This window comes from Endozoicomonas montiporae CL-33, assembly GCF_001583435.1.
GTDB classification, from domain to species: Bacteria; Pseudomonadota; Gammaproteobacteria; order Pseudomonadales; family Endozoicomonadaceae; genus Endozoicomonas_A; species Endozoicomonas_A montiporae.
Genome location: NZ_CP013251.1, coordinates 4,556,976 through 4,573,175 on the forward strand (window position 1 = coordinate 4,556,976; position 16,200 = coordinate 4,573,175).

At 49.9% G+C, this 16,200-nt stretch carries 19 protein-coding genes; 9 read left to right on the forward strand and 10 right to left on the reverse strand.

The genetic code is table 11. From position 1 onward, the window contains the following. Nucleotides 1-100: 100 nt before the first annotated feature. The 10 genes from EZMO1_RS20885 to EZMO1_RS20930 form a co-directional block, all read right to left on the reverse strand. The gene (locus EZMO1_RS20885; protein ID WP_051790451.1) at nucleotides 101-1,096 is read right to left on the reverse strand and encodes an OmpA/MotB family protein; all 996 of its coding nucleotides are present in this window, start codon (nucleotides 1,094-1,096) and stop codon (nucleotides 101-103) included. Between the two features lie 132 nt (nucleotides 1,097-1,228). Then, nucleotides 1,229-2,542, reverse strand: a complete 1,314-nt coding sequence (gene hisD / locus EZMO1_RS20890) for a histidinol dehydrogenase (protein WP_034878132.1) — start codon at nucleotides 2,540-2,542, stop codon at nucleotides 1,229-1,231. Continuing rightward, the gene (hisG, locus tag EZMO1_RS20895) at nucleotides 2,539-3,183 is read right to left on the reverse strand and encodes an ATP phosphoribosyltransferase (protein WP_187300035.1); all 645 of its coding nucleotides are present in this window, start codon (nucleotides 3,181-3,183) and stop codon (nucleotides 2,539-2,541) included. Before hisG ends, hisD begins: the two co-directional genes overlap by 4 nt. A 129-nt stretch (nucleotides 3,184-3,312) precedes the next feature. Beyond that, on the reverse strand, nucleotides 3,313-4,575 hold the full coding sequence (murA, locus tag EZMO1_RS20900; RefSeq protein ID WP_034878135.1) for a UDP-N-acetylglucosamine 1-carboxyvinyltransferase: 1,263 nt from the start codon (nucleotides 4,573-4,575) through the stop codon (nucleotides 3,313-3,315). Between the two features lie 23 nt (nucleotides 4,576-4,598). Next, a complete protein-coding gene (locus EZMO1_RS20905) occupies nucleotides 4,599-4,841 on the reverse strand; it encodes a BolA family protein (protein ID WP_034878136.1) in 243 nt (80 codons plus the stop codon). Nucleotides 4,842-5,113: 272 nt separating this feature from the next. Then, the gene (locus EZMO1_RS20910) at nucleotides 5,114-5,434 is read right to left on the reverse strand and encodes an STAS domain-containing protein (protein WP_034878139.1); all 321 of its coding nucleotides are present in this window, start codon (nucleotides 5,432-5,434) and stop codon (nucleotides 5,114-5,116) included. A gap of 3 nt (nucleotides 5,435-5,437) precedes the next feature. Continuing rightward, nucleotides 5,438-6,109: an MlaC/ttg2D family ABC transporter substrate-binding protein gene (locus EZMO1_RS20915; protein WP_034878141.1), complete on the reverse strand. Its 672-nt coding sequence runs from the start codon at nucleotides 6,107-6,109 to the stop codon at nucleotides 5,438-5,440. Between the two features lie 13 nt (nucleotides 6,110-6,122). Beyond that, entirely contained in the window at nucleotides 6,123-6,593 is a 471-nt protein-coding gene (gene mlaD, locus EZMO1_RS20920) for an outer membrane lipid asymmetry maintenance protein MlaD (RefSeq protein ID WP_034878143.1), read from the reverse strand. Next, entirely contained in the window at nucleotides 6,593-7,387 is a 795-nt protein-coding gene (gene mlaE / locus EZMO1_RS20925) for a lipid asymmetry maintenance ABC transporter permease subunit MlaE (RefSeq protein ID WP_034878144.1), read from the reverse strand. The genes mlaD and mlaE overlap by 1 nt, the downstream gene beginning before the upstream one ends. Then, nucleotides 7,384-8,196: an ATP-binding cassette domain-containing protein gene (locus EZMO1_RS20930; protein ID WP_034878146.1), complete on the reverse strand. Its 813-nt coding sequence runs from the start codon at nucleotides 8,194-8,196 to the stop codon at nucleotides 7,384-7,386. Before EZMO1_RS20930 ends, mlaE begins: the two co-directional genes overlap by 4 nt. A 269-nt stretch (nucleotides 8,197-8,465) precedes the next feature. Between EZMO1_RS20930 and EZMO1_RS20935 the strand changes: the two genes are divergently transcribed. The 9 genes from EZMO1_RS20935 to ptsN all read left to right on the forward strand — a co-directional run bounded on the left by EZMO1_RS20935 (nucleotide 8,466) and on the right by ptsN (nucleotide 16,122). After that, complete coding sequence (locus EZMO1_RS20935; RefSeq protein ID WP_236632070.1) at nucleotides 8,466-9,458, forward strand: calcium/sodium antiporter; 993 nt, start codon at nucleotides 8,466-8,468, stop codon at nucleotides 9,456-9,458. A 234-nt stretch (nucleotides 9,459-9,692) separates the two neighbouring features. Then, nucleotides 9,693-10,670 (forward strand): KpsF/GutQ family sugar-phosphate isomerase, encoded by a 978-nt coding sequence (locus EZMO1_RS20940; protein ID WP_051790453.1) that lies wholly within the window; start codon nucleotides 9,693-9,695, stop codon nucleotides 10,668-10,670. Continuing rightward, nucleotides 10,667-11,194 carry a KdsC family phosphatase gene (locus tag EZMO1_RS20945; protein ID WP_051790455.1) on the forward strand — a complete coding sequence of 176 codons (528 nt, stop codon included), beginning with the start codon at nucleotides 10,667-10,669 and terminating at the stop codon, nucleotides 11,192-11,194. Before EZMO1_RS20940 ends, EZMO1_RS20945 begins: the two co-directional genes overlap by 4 nt. Nucleotides 11,195-11,260: 66 nt before the next feature. Then, complete coding sequence (gene lptC, locus EZMO1_RS20950) at nucleotides 11,261-11,848, forward strand: LPS export ABC transporter periplasmic protein LptC (protein WP_034878148.1); 588 nt, start codon at nucleotides 11,261-11,263, stop codon at nucleotides 11,846-11,848. Then, nucleotides 11,829-12,539 (forward strand): lipopolysaccharide transport periplasmic protein LptA, encoded by a 711-nt coding sequence (lptA, locus tag EZMO1_RS20955; protein WP_086936434.1) that lies wholly within the window; start codon nucleotides 11,829-11,831, stop codon nucleotides 12,537-12,539. Before lptC ends, lptA begins: the two co-directional genes overlap by 20 nt. 4 nt (nucleotides 12,540-12,543) lie before the next feature. Next, nucleotides 12,544-13,269 (forward strand): LPS export ABC transporter ATP-binding protein, encoded by a 726-nt coding sequence (gene lptB / locus EZMO1_RS20960; RefSeq protein WP_034878149.1) that lies wholly within the window; start codon nucleotides 12,544-12,546, stop codon nucleotides 13,267-13,269. Nucleotides 13,270-13,592: 323 nt separating this feature from the next. After that, entirely contained in the window at nucleotides 13,593-15,074 is a 1,482-nt protein-coding gene (locus tag EZMO1_RS20970) for an RNA polymerase factor sigma-54 (protein ID WP_034878153.1), read from the forward strand. A gap of 193 nt (nucleotides 15,075-15,267) precedes the next feature. Beyond that, nucleotides 15,268-15,573 (forward strand): ribosome hibernation-promoting factor, HPF/YfiA family, encoded by a 306-nt coding sequence (hpf, locus tag EZMO1_RS20975; RefSeq protein WP_034878154.1) that lies wholly within the window; start codon nucleotides 15,268-15,270, stop codon nucleotides 15,571-15,573. Between the two features lie 96 nt (nucleotides 15,574-15,669). Continuing rightward, nucleotides 15,670-16,122, forward strand: coding sequence for a PTS IIA-like nitrogen regulatory protein PtsN (gene ptsN, locus EZMO1_RS20980; RefSeq protein ID WP_034878156.1), 453 nt, complete (start codon nucleotides 15,670-15,672; stop codon nucleotides 16,120-16,122). Nucleotides 16,123-16,200: the final 78 nt, after the last annotated feature.

Below are 16,200 nucleotides of genomic sequence, written 5' to 3' on the forward strand. Positions count from 1 at the left end.
AAAACCAATGAAAAAATGAGCATTTTCAGTGGTCACGGGTATATTCAAAAATCCAAAGGTTACAGGCCATTGACTATATGTATATTACGCCGCCGATGAATCATATGGTGTCTTCTGATTCCGGTATAATACTGAATGCTATTCGACGGTTCTGAGCTCGTCCATCAACATTTGCATTGCTGGCTACTGGTCGGCTGTCACCATACCCTACTGCAACTAACTTACTGCCGGGAACACCTTGCTCTTTTAGTAGCCTTAGAGCCATCGCAGCTCGAGCAGCTGACAATTCCCAATTAGATGGGTAAATACTTCCAGCTCGAACGGGAATACTGTCTGCATGCCCTTCAACTCTTACTTCTTGATACTGTATTGTTGAAAGTGTCTGCGCAAGTTGTTTAACCCAATCTTTCCCCTCATTATTCAGATGAGTACTGCCTGAACCAAAAACATTATCCATCGGCATTACAACATTAATTTGGTCACCTTCATTCTCAACTTCAATGCCGTCAAATGTAGACATATCATCAAAAATCTGGCTATAGATGATTGCAAACTGATCTTCTAAAATTAGCTCAACTGACGCGCCTTTTACATTTTTTGAATAGAAGGTGTAAGTTGAATCGACAACTTTCCAGTTTCCATTGACAGAACTGTCGTAGGAAAGCACGTTAAACCGCTTTGGAATAACCACTGCAATAATATTCTCATCCATGGAACACAGATTGCCGTGACACTCACTACCATCAACCCGAAGCTGGTAGCGTGTAGGTGACAGCTTGGTGAGAAACTTGCCATCAGTTTTTCTCTTCAAGTATGCATAGCCAGGGGTATTGTAAAAACCTAACTCCTGATAATTTCTTTCACCATAAACACTTTTTTTCCACTTATAATTCTCTGGTCTGGCATAGAGAATTTTCTCACGATCAAAATTTTCGTTAAATAAGAAAGCTGGATTACCTGTATTTTGCTCTCTGCTATTGTAATATTTTGTTGCAGTTTCCAAATCATCAGACAGAAAAAATACTGTTTCTGAAGTTGATGCCCATACAGTAATTGGAAAAATAAACAACAGCCACAGCTTAATTATTGCGCTCACAACCTTCCCCTGACTTTTTAATTTAATAATTAGAAGTATGCATTTTTACACTATAGGATTTGAAGATGGTTATGATGCAAATCACTTTTTTCTATATTTATTCCTCAAGTTAACCATCCCTGGTCATGTAAACTATTTTTTGATTCGGAACTCAGCCGAACGGGCGTGCGCGGTTAACGACTCACCTCTGGCCAGTACTGAAGCCACCTTACCCATCTCGGAAGCACCCTTGGCGGAAAAATGAATCAGCGATGAGCGTTTCTGGAAGTCATAGACCCCCAGAGGCGATGAGAACCTTGCAGTTCCGGAGGTAGGCAACACATGGTTCGGACCTGCGCAATAATCTCCCAATGCTTCTGCAGTATGCCGCCCCATGAAAATGGCACCGGCATGGCGGATATGCGGCAGCAGGGCTTCTGGATCAGCCACCGATAATTCCACATGTTCCGGCGCAATGTGGTTAACCACTTCACAGGCAGCCTTAAGGTTCGGCACATGAATCAGAGCGCCGCGATGATTTACCGAGGCTTTGATAATGTCTTTGCGCTCCAGCTCCAACACCAGACGATTCATACAGTCTTCCACTTCATGGAGAAACTCAAGGTCATCTGATACCAGAATGGCCTGTGCATCTTCGTCATGTTCTGCCTGAGAGAACAGATCCATAGCAATCCAGTCCGGATCTGTCAGCCCGTCACACACCACCAGAATCTCGGAAGGGCCGGCAATCATATCAATACCGACCTGCCCAAACACTTCACGCTTGGCAGTAGCCACATAGATATTTCCGGGGCCCACGATCTTATCAACGCGGGGAATGGTTTCTGTGCCATAAGCCAATGCAGCTATCGCCTGAGCTCCACCAATGGTAAAGACTTTATGCACACCGGCCAGCGCCGCTGCTGCCAATACCATGTTGTTGATGACACCATCCGGTGTAGGCACCACCATAACAATTTCTTCAACGCCCGCCACGTGGGCAGGAATGGCATTCATTAATACCGATGATGGATAGGTGGCCTGACCACCCGGTACATAAAGACCAACACGATCCATAGGCTGTACTTTCTGCCCTAGTTTGGTGCCGTTGCGTTCTTTGTAATGCCAGGACTCCTGAATCTGACGCTTATGGTAACTGCGAATTCTGTCAGCCGCTGTTTCCAGAGCTTTACGCTGATCATCAGGAATGGCATGTAATGCGTCCTGAAGCTGCTGGTCGCCAACAGTCAGTTCTTTCATCGAACTGGCTGTCAGGCGATCAAAACGACAGGTGTAGTCAACAACCGCTTTGTCGCCCAGTCTGCGGACTGCAGTAATGATTTCCTTAACGGTTTTCTGCACCTTGTCATCCGACACGCTTTCCCATGCCAGAAGCTGGTCAAGCTGGTATCTGAATTCATGGTCGTGAAAGTCCAGTCGGGCGGGTTTTAGTATTTTTGTTGTCATGGTTGGCATGTCTCCTGAACGGCGCGGGACATTTGATCAATTAACCGGCTGACAGCATCGTGCTTCACTTTCATTGAAGCCTTGTTCACCACCAGCCGTGAAGAAATCGTTCTTATCAGGTCTCTAGGCTCAAGGCCATTGGCGCGAAGGGTATTACCAGTATCCACCACATCAATGATGATATCGGCGAGTCCGACCAGTGGTGCCAGCTCCATGGAACCATACAGTTTGATCACATCCGCCTGTCGGCCAATAGACGCATAATATTGTTTCGCAACGTTAACGAACTTGGTCGCCACCTTGATGCGCCCTTCAGGCTCGGGCACCCCCACCTTCCCTGCAGTCATCAGCTTGCATCGGGCAATGTTCAGATCCAGAGGTTCATAAAGCTCAGTTGAACCGTGCTCAAGCAGTACATCCTTACCGGCAACGCCCACATCAGCCGCGCCATATTCCACGTAGGTTGGCACATCACTGGCTCGCACAATCAGCAGATTCACATCCGGATGGGTGGTGGGAATAATCAGTTTGCGACTCTGACCCGGGTCTTCTGTCAGTTCTATACCGGCTGCCTTCAGCAAAGGCAAAGTGTCTTTGAGGATGCGTCCCTTGGAGAGAGCAATGGTCATCTGACTGGACATCTTGATCAGGTTTCCTTATTCGTTATTCCGCCCTGAAGAGCCCGTAGTTTACACAAATTTTTAGGTATTTATTAACAAAAAAGCCAGCATTACGCTGGCTTTTTTGAATGCTGAAAGCTGTCTGAACGCTTATCCCGCAACGCGTCGAATGCTCGCACCCAGCTGTTGTAGCTTCTCTTCAATGCATTCGTAACCACGGTCGATGTGGTAAATACGCTCAACCTGTGTGTCACCTTCTGCCACCAGGCCGGCAATCACAAGACTGGCCGAAGCACGCAAATCTGTTGCCATTACCGGGGCAGCCTTGAGATTATCCACACCTTTGATGATGACCGTATTGCCTTCAACCACAACATCGGCACCCATGCGCTTCATTTCCTGAACGTGCATAAAGCGGTTTTCAAACACGGTTTCAGTGATATGGCCAGTGCCTTCTGCAATGATGTTCATCGCGGTGAACTGTGCCTGAATATCGGTCGGCATGGCCGGATAAGGTGCGGTTTTCAGGTCAACCGCCTTGGGGCGCTTGCCTTTCATATCCAGCTCAATCCAGTCTTCTCCCCACTCAACGGAAGCACCGGCTTCGCGCAGCTTCAGCAGAATGGCGTCGAGGATATCTGGCTGGGTATCTTTCAAACGCACGCGACCACCAGTCACAGCAGCGGCAATCAGGTAAGTACCGGTTTCAATGCGGTCAGGCAGTACCGAGTATGTACAACCGTTCAGGCGCTCAACACCCTGAACACGAATAGTATCGGTACCCGCACCTTCAATTTGGGCACCCATGGTTATCAGGCAGTCTGCCAGATCCAGCACTTCCGGCTCACGGGCAGCGTTTTCAATAATGGTTTCGCCGTCTGCCAGACAGGCCGCCATCAGAATGTTTTCTGTGCCGGTTACTGTCACAGTATCCATTAAGATACGGGCACCTTTCAGGCGATCCTTAATGCTCGCCTTGATGTAACCGTCTTCCACAACAATGTCGGCACCCATCGCCTGCAGACCACGAATGTGCAGGTCTACCGGACGGCTACCAATGGCACAACCACCGGGCAGTGACACTTCGGCACGGCCAAAGCGAGCCAGCAGTGGCCCCAGCACCAGAATGGATGCACGCATGGTTTTTACCAGCTCGTAGGGAGCCCGCAGTTGTTTGATGGTGCTCGCATGCACTTCTACATTCATGCGCTCGTCAACCATCAGATCAACACCCATGCAGCCAAACAGCTCAAACATGGTGGTGATATCGTGCAGATGAGGCAGGTTGCACACCGTTACCGGGTCGTCAGCCAGAAGGGTCGCAGCCAGAATAGGCAGAGCGGAGTTTTTGGCGCCGGAAATCCGGATTTCGCCGTCCAGACGATTGCCGCCTGTAATGATCAATTTATCCATCAGGTTCCACCAGTGCCCGTCAGTTAACTGTTACGCTGCTGCCATTCAGACTGCGTCAGGGTCACCATGGTGACCGCATGAATTTCGCCGCTGGCAATCATCCCGTTCAGGTGCTGATACACCATCTGCTGACGTTTTACCGGCATAGCGCCCTGAAATTCGTCACTGATGATTGTCAGGCGAAAGTCACAGCCTTCCCCTTCAACCAGCACTTCAGAACCTTGAATTTTCTCTTCCAGCAGCGCCTTAACCTGGTTGGCTAGCATGCACTCACCTCGTAGCAACAACCATGGAAACTGACAGAATCATCAAGACATCAGACAGGCTGTCTGCGCAATCTGCCCTGCATAGCCTTGCATAGCTTGTAAATAGCTCATACATAATTCATGCATAATTCATGCATAAAAAGCGTCGCCAGAATCTCATGGATTTTAAACAGTTAACAAGCCCGTCATTTGAACACCGACGGACTCGGGGCAAATCGGACAATGATATATGACCTCCCGACCAGCCACAAGCACCGGACGGTCAATCAGTCTCAACTAACTGGGCAGGAAGAGGCTTCCAGTAAATTGTCTATACCACAGACCTTGGCAAGGGCCTGCAGTTCCACCGGGATGTCAGAGAAGCAGAAAATTGTGTCGAAATTTCCACTGAGGCGCAGCCAGGACAGGCAGACAGACAGGGTAGCGCTATCGCCCTGATGCAGCTCCTTCAGGCTGATACGGATTTGCGGCTGACCAGCAGTGAGTTCATTCAACAACAGCTCACGGCCAGTCTGTTCAACCACGGCGGCATTATCAAAGGTCACTATTCCCCTGAGGGTATAGTGACCCGGTTCAAGGCGTTCCAGTGACATGGATTATTTACCCGCTTTGATATCTTTGCCCTGCATAATTTCCGCCCAGTTAGCGACTACGGTTTCAACCTTGCCATAGCGATCGACAGCGTCTGCAAACTGGGTCTGGAACTGTTTGGCGATATTGATACCGTCAATGGTAATGTTGCGCAGTTTCCAGCGACCATCGGTATGTACCATGGAGTAGAAAATATCAACACTGCGGGTACTGGTTCTGACACTCATTTTTACAGGGATACGGCTGATATCACCGGCAATGTATTCTTTCAGCTGTTTTTCCGGGGTTTTGTCCACCGACTCGATGGTCAGGCTGGTGTCATCCAGTGCCAGCAGGGCATTGCTGTAAAACCTTAACAGACTGTCTTTGAAAGTGGTTTCGAACTTATCCACCTGGCCGGGGCTGCGCCGGGTGTACTTGCCCATGACATAACGGGCAATCTGATCAAAAGCCACGACAGGTGATAACATCCGGTCTACTTCCTGAACGAAACCTTCCCGGTCTTTCCTGTACTTCTCTTCATTCTTGTCATACAGATCCAGCAAATTACGGGTAATCTTTTCCACTTCGATTTCAGGAGGCTGAAGCTGCGGTGCAGCCATAGCGTTAGTTGCCAACAGCAGGGTGGCTGCTGTGAAAAATAACTGCCTGATGGAAACAAGGATTGTTTTGTTCATGATGACCGCCTGTTTATTTGTCGTCTTTTTTATTGACCGCTCCCAGCAGGAACTTGCCGATCAGCTCTTCCAGAATCACCGCAGACTGGGTGTCCTCAAAACGCCCGCCATCTTTGAGGTATTCTTCATCACCACCAATACTGATACCAATGTATTTTTCTCCAAGAAAGCCCGCCGTTACAATGGCAGCCGTGCTATCGATGGGTATATTGTCAACATCGGCATCAATTTCCATATCAACCCGTGCCATGTAAGTGTGCTTATCAAGGCTGACGCCGGTCACCTTGCCAACGGTCACTCCGGCCAGAGCCACTTTCGCTCTGGCTTTCAGGGCTCCGGTGTTATCGAACATGGCATGCAGCTGGTAAGTCCGTTGGTTGGTATTCAGTGACAAACCACTGACTTTTAATGCCAGTACAATGAGCGCCAGAACACCGGCAATCATAAAGCCGCCGACACTGATTTCTACTGTTCTCATCCTCATTACAGTTCTCCAAACATTACGGCGGTCAAAATAAAATCAAGTCCCAGAATGGCCAGCGATGAATACACCACGGTTCGCGTTGTTGCACGACTGACGCCTTCAGAAGTCGGTATGGCATCGTAACCCTGAAAGACAGCTATCCATGTAACAACAAGGCCAAACACCAGACTTTTCACCAATCCATTACCAATATCGCTGACCAGATCCACAGACTGCTGCATGCTGGACCAGAAAGAACCTTCATAGATACCCAGCCAGTCAACCCCGACCATGGTGGCGCCCAAAATACCCACCAGATTAAATATGGTTGCCAGCAGCGGCATGGAAATCACCCCGGCCCAGAACCTTGGCGCAATAATGCGTTTCAGAGGATCAACACCAATCATTTCAAGGCTGGACAGTTGCTCGGTGGTTTTCATCAAACCGATTTCAGCCGTCAGCGCAGAACCCGCCCGTCCCGCAAATAGCAATGCGGTAACGACAGGCCCCAACTCACGGAGCAGGCTGAGTGCCACCATTTGTCCAACGGCATCCTCTGAGCCATAGGTAATCAGAATGTTGTAACCCTGCAGGGCCAACACCATACCGATAAACAGCCCGGATACGGTGATGATGATCAGCGACATAAAGCCAACGCTATACAGTTGCTGAACCAACAGAGAGAAGCGATGACCAAACCCGGACCGGGGAAAAATAGCCAAAACCAGAAAAACACCGGATCGTCCCACAGACTGGACATGATCCAAACCAAACCGGCCCAACTGCTCCAGCCGGTCGAATAAACCTGGACTCATTTGCACTCCCCGAGCAGAGCTTCTTTGTAATCCATGGCAGGATAATGGAAGGGAACCGGGCCATCAGCATGACCGTTCATAAACTGTATGACGCGGGGATCAGTAGAAGCCTTCATTTCATCAGGCGTTCCCTGACCAATGACATCACCATCAGCCAGAACATAAAGATAGTCAGCAATACTGGCGGTTTCATGAAGATCGTGAGACACCACCACGCTGGTGATTTTGAGTGCCTGATTCAATTTTCGGATTAACTCAACCAGCACACCCATGGCGATCGGATCCTGTCCGACAAATGGCTCATCGTACATGACCATTTCCGGATCAAGTGCTATTGCCCGGGCCAATGCCACCCGACGATTCATTCCGCCAGACAACTCGGCAGGCATCAGCGACCAGGCACCTCGCAGACCCACCGCCTGCAACTTCATAAAGACCAGATCGCGAATCATCGGATCTGTGAGTTCCGTGTGTATCCGAAGAGGAAAGGCGACATTCTCGAATACCGAAAGATCAGTAAACAGGGCACCACTCTGGAACAACATGCCCATCTTACGACGAAGCCTGAACAATTCGTCCCGGGACAGGCGATTCACATCCTGCCCGTCCACAATAATCTGCCCGGCATCCGGGCGTAACTGGCGACCTATAAGGCGTAACAGCGTCGTCTTACCAGTACCGGACGGTCCCATTATCCCAACGACTTTGCCCCTGGGAATGGTGATATCTATGTTGTTAAAAATACACCGACTGCCACGAAAGAAAGTGAGTCCGCGAATTTCAATGAAGTTATCAGTAGCCTCAGCCATCTGCCGACCATTCCTTGCTTAAAAAACTTGCCTGAACCACTCTCAGCGACAAGAGCACCTGAGCATAGGTGTGTAACAATCCATGTTACGGTTTACTTATGCAGTCCAATCATTATGACGGCTTTTACGTACATTTTGAATATCAACCGCACTTGTTTGCAAGGTTTCCGTGACTTGCAACGTGCAGTAAAAATAAAAAAATACTGAAATAAACGATGACAGGGATCGCCTCTGTGACTGCTAATGCCTTACCATTAGCCAGATTAACTATGAACTCCTCTCAAGAAGAACCGGGTAATCCCAACATGCTTGTTGCCATTCTCGCTATCCTTGCCGGCTTTATTATCCTGACCTGGAGCGCAGATCAGTTTGTAAACGGTGCTGCCGCAACAGCAAGGAACTTCAACATTTCCCCCATGCTGATCGGGCTGACCGTTGTTTCCATCGGTACATCAGCACCCGAAATTCTGGTTTCGATCATGGCAGCGTCACAGGATCATGCCAGCCTTGCTATCGGTAACGCCATTGGTTCCAACATCGCTAATATCGGTCTGGTTCTAGGCGTTACAGCATTAATTGCCCCTTTGCCTGTTAAAAAGTCTTTGGCGAGACGGGAAATTCCGCTACTGGTTGGCATCTCTCTCCTGGCTGGCATCTGCATTGCCAATGGTTTCCTGACTCAGCTGGATAGCCTGGCTCTTCTGGGAACACTGTTTTTAACGCTTTATCTGATGTTTCGCTGGCAGAAACAACACCCTGACGAGCCTCTTTTAGAAGGGGAAGAAGAGAGTGCCCCCCAACTGTCCGCAGGCAAAGCCTGGTTTTACCTGGTTTCAGGGCTTCTGTTTCTTCTGGGCAGCTCCCAGATTCTGGTCTGGGGTGCCACGGAGCTGGCACGCCTGTTCGGGGTCAGTGAACTGCTTATCGGTCTCACCATTGTCGCCATTGGCACCAGCCTGCCAGAGCTGGCAGCCTCGGTTGCCAGTGCCATTAAAGGGCATCACGATATAGCGCTTGGCAACGTTGTTGGCTCTAATGTCTTCAATCTTCTTGCGGTTCTGCCTATGCCGGGGCTGTTAGCATCCGGCACCATCAACCCTCAGGTTGTCTGGCAGGATTTCCCGGTTATGATGGGGCTGACTCTTTTCCTCGCCGCTAGCTGCCTGTTCGGCAAACAGCCCAAATACCTGGGTCGGATAATCGGATTCATCCTGATCAGCTTCTACGTTGCCTACACTGGGTGGCTGTTTCTGAACAATTAACCGAGCTATTCATGGAACTATTTTATGGAACTATTTTATGGAACTATTTTATGGAACTATTTATGGAACTAGTGTTTCCAAATCAGCTCTAATGCAGCTATCACTTCAATGGTGTGACTTTAAAAAGCGGGTGCCCGTGTCCATTCGGAGGTAGATGACAGTGCTCTATCTCTTGAGACATAACCGTTTTACAATAGGGTATTTGTCACCCATTTATTAAGACAGTTATTCACTATGACCAACAATGACGAGCAGTTCATTGCCATTGGAAGACGCACCATATCCATGGAACTGGAGGCCGTTCAGAAACTTCTGGACCGGGTAGACAGCGATTTTGCCCGGGCCTGTCAGGTTATGCTGGCCTGCAGCGGTCGCATTATTGTGGTGGGTATGGGTAAATCCGGTCACATTGCCCGCAAAATTGCCGCGACACTGGCCAGTACCGGCACCCCCTCTTTCTTTGTGCATCCCGGAGAAGCCAGCCACGGCGACATGGGCATGATCACCGCTGAAGATGCAGTTCTGGCTCTGTCCAACTCCGGTGAAACCAGCGAAGTGGTGACCTTACTACCTCTGCTGAAGCGAATGGGGACACCACTGGTCAGCATGACCGGCAATCCGGAATCCTCTCTGGCCCGGGCTGCCAATGCCCATGTTAATACCGGTGTTGATAAAGAAGCCTGCCCTCTGGACCTGGCTCCAACCTCCAGCACCACAACCGCTCTGGTAATGGGCGATGCTCTGGCAATTGCTCTGCTTGAAGCACGTGGCTTTACTGCTGAAGACTTTGCCTTCTCGCATCCCGGCGGCTCTCTGGGCAAACGCCTACTGCTGAAAGTGAAAGACGTCATGCACAGTGGCAGACGCATTCCGGAAGTCACACAAGGCACCAAAATCAGTGAAGCTCTTCTGGAAATGACCCACAAGGGGCTGGGTATGACCTCCATCGTGGACAAGGAGCGTAAAGTAGTAGGAATCTTCACCGATGGTGACCTCCGTCGCGCTCTGGACAAAGGCGTCAACCTGCGCAAAACCGATATTGATGACGTCATGACCAGTCACTGTAAAACCATTTCTCCCGATATTCTCGCTGCCGAAGCCCTGAAGATTATGGACGATCGCAAGATCAACGCCCTGATCTGTGTCGATGCCGACGACCAGCCTGTTGGCGCTATCAATATGCACGATTTACTGAAAGCGGGTGTTGTATGATCGATTCATCCCTGAAGCCTTTTGCTGCCAAAGTACGTCTGGCAGTGTTTGATGTTGATGGCGTACTGACCGACGGCAAGCTGTTTTTTGGTGAACAGGGAGAAGCTCTGAAGTGCTTCCATACGCTGGACGGTCATGGCCTGAAAATGCTGCAGCAGGCAGGCATCAAAACCGCCATCATTACCGGACGACGATCGACGTTTGTAGAAAAACGCGCCAGCGATCTGGGTGTTGATTTTCTGTATCAGGGTCGTGAAGACAAAATCAACGCTCTGAATGAGTTGCTGGAAACCGAACGTTTCAGCATGGACGAAATTGCTTACCTGGGCGACGACCTGCCAGACCTCCCGGTGATCCGTCGGGTGGGTTTTGGCTGCGCCGTCATCAATGCGCATCCGTTTGTTCGTCAACATGCGCAGGCTGTGACCGATAACCATGGAGGTCTGGGTGCGGCAAGAGAGTTCTGCGACTTTATCCTTGAAGCCCAGGGTAAACTGGAACCCATGCTGGCAGAATATCTTTAAATATTAATGCAATCAGAAGCCGGTATTCTGTCACTGGCTTCTTAAGAAACAGGAACCCCCCATCGGATGCCCAAAAATAGCTCTTACAAAAGCTATCTGTTAGTTGCCTGTGTGCTGATGACCATGGTTGGCATTGGCTACTGGTCGTACGACGGCGGTTTGCACGTTACCGGGCAGAAACGCCAGCCTGAAATACAGGAAAATGCCGACTACTATCTGGTTGATGCCACCATCACCCAGTTCAATGATTCGGGAACTCTGGAGTATGAACTGACTTCCCGGGCCATCACTCACTACCCGCACAATGACACCACCCTGCTCAAGACTCCCCATCTGCGCAGTTACAGCAATCCACAAAAGCCAATGGTCGCCGATGCTCTGAACGGCAAGCTGCTGCCGGGAGATCAGGATATTGAACTCTGGGATGAAGTGGTCATGATTCAGACCGACAGTAGTAATGGCAGCCAGGTACGTATGGACACCGATTTTATCACCATATACTCTGGGCAAAGTCTTGCTGTAACAGACCGTCCGGTTCTGATCACTAACGACACAGGTCGTACAAGAGCCATCGGTATGGAAGCATTCTACAAGGACAGTCTGGTTAAACTTAAATCAAGGGTACGAGGATTCCATGAGCCTAAGCAGCCCTGAGCTTAATAACAGCCCTGAGCTTAATAACAGCCCTGAGCTTAATAACAGCCCTGAGCTTAATAACAGCCCTGAGCTTAATAACAGCCCTGAGCTTAATAACAGCCCTGAGCTTGATAACAGCCTTGAGCGTTATAAAAGACTTAAGCAACAACATCCGCTTAAGCAGAGTGTAAAAAGAACCACGCGTTCAATTCTGGGCATTCTTCTGCTACTTCCTGCCATGGCAATGGCACTGCCATCCGACAGGGAAATGCCCATCGAAATTGAATCCGATACTGCAGACATTGATAACAAAAAAGGCGTATCGATCTACCGTGGCGATGTCGTCATGACTCAGGGCAGTACCCGCATCACTGGCGATGTGGTAACGGTTTACACCGAGAATCAGGAAGTGCAAAAAATAGTCGCCGAAGGTTTTAAAAAGCGCGCTTACTACGAAGAAGAGCAACCTGACGCCCAAGGCACACTGCAAGCCTGGGGACACACGATCAACTACAAGGTTCTGGATGAACAGATCCACCTGATCCGACAGGCACAACTGGTCCAGAAAGGCGATTCGTTCAAAGGTGAACGCATCGACTATGACCTGAAGCAGCAAAAAGTGAATGCCAAAGGTCTGGAAAACAAGAAGGGTGAAGGGCGGGTACAAATGGTCATTCAGCCCCGATCCGAGCAACAGGAAAAGAAATAACCTGATGGTTACGCTAAAGGCTGGGCACCTCAGTAAAAGTTACAAAGGCCGACAGGTTGTCAGAGATGTCTCTCTGGAAGTTAACAGCGGTCAGATCGTCGGCCTGCTGGGTCCTAACGGTGCAGGCAAAACAACCTGCTTCTACATGATTGTCGGACTGGTGAAAGCCGACGGTGGCAAAGTCAGCATCAACGACGATGATCTGACTTATCTGCCGATGCATGGCCGGGCAAGAGCCGGTGTGGGGTATCTGCCACAGGAAGCCTCCATATTCCGCAAACTGTCTGTGACCGATAATATTCTCGCCATCCTGCAGACCCGTAAAGATCTGAACAAACAGCAGCGCATCGACAAAATGGAGTCGCTGCTGGACGAGTTCAACATTGGTCATATTCGCGACAGTGCTGGCATGAGCCTTTCCGGTGGAGAACGTCGAAGGGTAGAAATTGCCCGCGCTCTGGCAACAGACCCTGATTTTGTGTTGCTGGACGAGCCCTTTGCCGGTGTTGACCCGATATCGGTCGGAGACATAAAAGCCATCGTCAGGCAGCTGCAGAGCCGGGGCATTGGTGTACTGATTACAGACCATAATGTTCGCGAAACACTGGATATTTGTGAAAAAGCCTACATCGTCAGCGAAGGCGGTATTATCGCTGAGGGCGACAGCCAGACCGTTTTAAGCAACCAGAAGGTTCGTGACGTCTATCTGGGTCACCAGTTTAGTTTGTAACCAGTCACATTTTGGGAAGAGGCCACCTCTTCCCCCGCCTGAGACTTGCCGTTTTTGCTTTTCACACCTGATATTCTGTGATTATAATCCGGTGACACGGAACGCAACTCAAAACGACAATGTGCATAAGTCAGTCGGTGGAGCTTATCCTTGGGAGCCTGTCGGGCAAACCCCTTTCCACCCGGCATAAAAAATGCTCAACGTTTGAAGTAAACAGCCATAAGCTGAGAATACCGCCCTATCTTAGCTATGAGAAGTCGCCATGAAAGTGGTTCATCATGCATCAGCGGTGTTTTTTTAAAGTAAAGGTACACGGTTGCCCTATGAAGCCCTCTCTACAGCTTAAAATGGGTCAGCAGTTGACGATGACACCGCAACTGCAGCAAGCCATTCGCCTGTTACAGCTTTCAACTCTGGATCTGCAACAGGAAATCCAGGAAGTACTGGAATCCAACCCGATGCTGGAAAGCGAAGAGGCCATTCTGGATCAGGAACGCCGTGACCAGGAAGCCAGCAACGCCAACGAAGGTGAACAGCTGGTTGACCTTAACGCCCAGGAGCCACCATCCCCTTCCGAGTCTCAGGAGCCGGAATGGTCCGAAAGCATTCCGAACGATTTGCCCGTAGATTCCGGTTGGGAAGAAGTCTACTCCAGCATGCCGGCCAGCAGTGATGATGAATTTGACCCGCTGACCCGCTCGCGCACCACCGAATCTCTGCAGGAATACCTGCAATGGCAGCTAAACCTGACACCCACCACTGATACCGACCGCCTGCTGGGAGAAACACTGATCGAAGCGATCAACCCCGATGGCTATCTCACAAACTCGCTGGAAGATATTTTCCAGAGCCTGACTTTAAATCCGGCATTAGCTGAGCTTGATTTTGATGAACTCAAAGTCATGCAGCGACGCATTCAGCAATTTGATCCCGTTGGTTGCGGTAGTGAAAACCTGAAAGAGTGTCTGTCCGTTCAACTGGCACAACTGCCTTCCCAAACACCCTTTATTCACGAAGCCCAAAAGCTTATTGACCACTATCTGGAAGCCCTTGGCAGTCGGGATTACAGCCAGATAATGCGTCGCACGCGGATGAAGGAGCACCAGCTCAAGGAAGCCCTCAGCCTGATTCAGAGCCTCAACCCCAAGCCGGGCTCCGAAGTAGACCAGAGCGAACCGGAATACATCACTCCGGATATTTCCGTTCGCAAAGTCAAAGAGCGCTGGGTCGTTGAGCTGAATTCAGAGTCACTGCCACGTCTGCGCATCAACAACAGTTATGCGTCACTGGTTCAGCGGGCCAACAGCAGCCGGGACAACCAGTTCATGAAGAACCAGCTGCAGGAAGCGCGCTGGTTTCTGAAAAACCTGCAAAGCCGCAACGACACGCTGCTCAAAGTAGCGACCAAAATCGTCAATTTTCAGCAAGACTTTCTGGAACAGGGCGACGAGGCCATGAAACCTCTGGTTCTGGCCGATATTGCGGAAGCAGTGGAGATGCATGAATCCACCATATCCAGGGTAACAACCCAGAAGTACATGCATACCCCTCGCGGTGTTTATGAACTGAAGTATTTCTTCTCCAGCCATGTCAGCACCGACAGCGGCGGAGAGTGTTCCTCAACAGCCATCAGGGCACTGATCAAAAAACTGGTTCAGGATGAAAATCCGGGGAAGCCGCTCAGCGATAACAAAATTGCCGGTCTTCTCGGGGAACAGGGCATAAAGGTTGCACGACGAACCATTGCCAAGTATCGGGAATCCATGCACATCCCGCCTTCAAATGAACGCAAGTGCCTAGTGTAAACAATGCCAGATATTTCTCACCGTTTTATCAGGACGCAAACCCTCAAGCCTCTGAGCTTAAGGCAAAAATCCTGTATTTTTTTGCTTCAGAGCAGCAACAATGTCGTGAACGGTGATAGAATCTAAACAGACCAGTTCGAGAATCCCGGGAACTGGCCACTGTCTCCAAACGGGATCAGCAGGAGAGCGTTACATGCAAGTCAACATCAGTGGACATCATGTAGAGGTGACTCAAGCTCTGAAAGACTACGTCACTAAAAAACTCGACCGCCTGGCAGCTCACTTCGATAATATCACCAATGTACAGGTCACCCTGAGCGTAGAAAAACTACTGCATAAGGCCGAAGCCGTCCTGCACATACGTGGAGCTGACATCAATGCGACCGCTGAATCCGATGACATGTACGCGGCTATTGACGATTTGTCAGACAAAGTCGACCGACAGCTGGTAAAACACAAGGAAAAGACGCTCGATCGTATGCAGGGAGCCCGAGGCTGAATCCAGCACCGACTGAAAGCTCAGGCTTTCAGTCGGCCTCTGTCAGCAGAAGGCTCTTTTTACGTACTCGCACTCTGTGAGTCTCCCAATCGTTGTATGATTATTCAAAACATTCTAACCCCCGAGCGCACGCTTCATGGTGTGCAAGGGATCAGCAAAAAGAAAATCCTGGAAATCATTGCGGAACAGATCAGTGAACATGTTCCCGCTATCAATGCCAAGGACCTGTTCAACAACCTCATCAACAGAGAACGGCTGGGCACCACCGGGCTCGGCAATGGCATTGCACTGCCACACTGTCGATCCAAAGCCTGTCCTGAGCCGACTGGTCTTTTCATTCGCCTCTCGGAACCCGTCGATTTTGACGCCGTGGATCGCGAACCCGTTGATCTTATCTTTGCACTGATTGTCCCTGAAGAAAGTACTCAGGAGCATCTGGACATTCTAAAAGCTCTGGCCGAGCGATTCACTGATGATTATCTGATCAGTCAGGTCCGATCCGCAAACTCTTCAGAAAGCCTGTACCAAATACTGACAGCACCTGCCTGAAGCATCTCAGGCAGTACCTCGCTACCAAGCCCGGTGAGTTATAACCTTCGGCAAATGACTGGGGGTTACCTATCCTTG

Bases quoted from the DNA above. Each gene is read 5' to 3' on its own strand.
- EZMO1_RS20905 (WP_034878136.1), bottom strand. From the start codon at position 4,841: ATGCTAGCCAACCAGGTTAAGGCGCTGCTGGAAGAGAAAATTCAAGGT.
- EZMO1_RS20910 (WP_034878139.1), bottom strand. From the start codon at position 5,434: ATGTCACTGGAACGCCTTGAACCGGGTCACTATACCCTCAGGGGAATA.
- EZMO1_RS20970 (WP_034878153.1), top strand. From the start codon at position 13,593: ATGAAGCCCTCTCTACAGCTTAAAATGGGTCAGCAGTTGACGATGACA.
- lptC (WP_034878148.1), top strand. From the start codon at position 11,261: ATGCCCAAAAATAGCTCTTACAAAAGCTATCTGTTAGTTGCCTGTGTG.
- hisD (WP_034878132.1), bottom strand. From the start codon at position 2,542: ATGACAACAAAAATACTAAAACCCGCCCGACTGGACTTTCACGACCAT.
- mlaD (WP_034878143.1), bottom strand. From the start codon at position 6,593: ATGAGGATGAGAACAGTAGAAATCAGTGTCGGCGGCTTTATGATTGCC.
- mlaE (WP_034878144.1), bottom strand. From the start codon at position 7,387: ATGAGTCCAGGTTTATTCGACCGGCTGGAGCAGTTGGGCCGGTTTGGT.
- EZMO1_RS20945 (WP_051790455.1), top strand. From the start codon at position 10,667: ATGATCGATTCATCCCTGAAGCCTTTTGCTGCCAAAGTACGTCTGGCA.
- EZMO1_RS20940 (WP_051790453.1), top strand. From the start codon at position 9,693: ATGACCAACAATGACGAGCAGTTCATTGCCATTGGAAGACGCACCATA.
- ptsN (WP_034878156.1), top strand. From the start codon at position 15,670: ATGATTATTCAAAACATTCTAACCCCCGAGCGCACGCTTCATGGTGTG.
- lptB (WP_034878149.1), top strand. From the start codon at position 12,544: ATGGTTACGCTAAAGGCTGGGCACCTCAGTAAAAGTTACAAAGGCCGA.
- lptA (WP_086936434.1), top strand. From the start codon at position 11,829: ATGAGCCTAAGCAGCCCTGAGCTTAATAACAGCCCTGAGCTTAATAAC.
- EZMO1_RS20915 (WP_034878141.1), bottom strand. From the start codon at position 6,109: ATGAACAAAACAATCCTTGTTTCCATCAGGCAGTTATTTTTCACAGCA.
- EZMO1_RS20935 (WP_236632070.1), top strand. From the start codon at position 8,466: ATGAACTCCTCTCAAGAAGAACCGGGTAATCCCAACATGCTTGTTGCC.
- EZMO1_RS20930 (WP_034878146.1), bottom strand. From the start codon at position 8,196: ATGGCTGAGGCTACTGATAACTTCATTGAAATTCGCGGACTCACTTTC.
- murA (WP_034878135.1), bottom strand. From the start codon at position 4,575: ATGGATAAATTGATCATTACAGGCGGCAATCGTCTGGACGGCGAAATC.
- hpf (WP_034878154.1), top strand. From the start codon at position 15,268: ATGCAAGTCAACATCAGTGGACATCATGTAGAGGTGACTCAAGCTCTG.
- hisG (WP_187300035.1), bottom strand. From the start codon at position 3,183: ATGTCCAGTCAGATGACCATTGCTCTCTCCAAGGGACGCATCCTCAAA.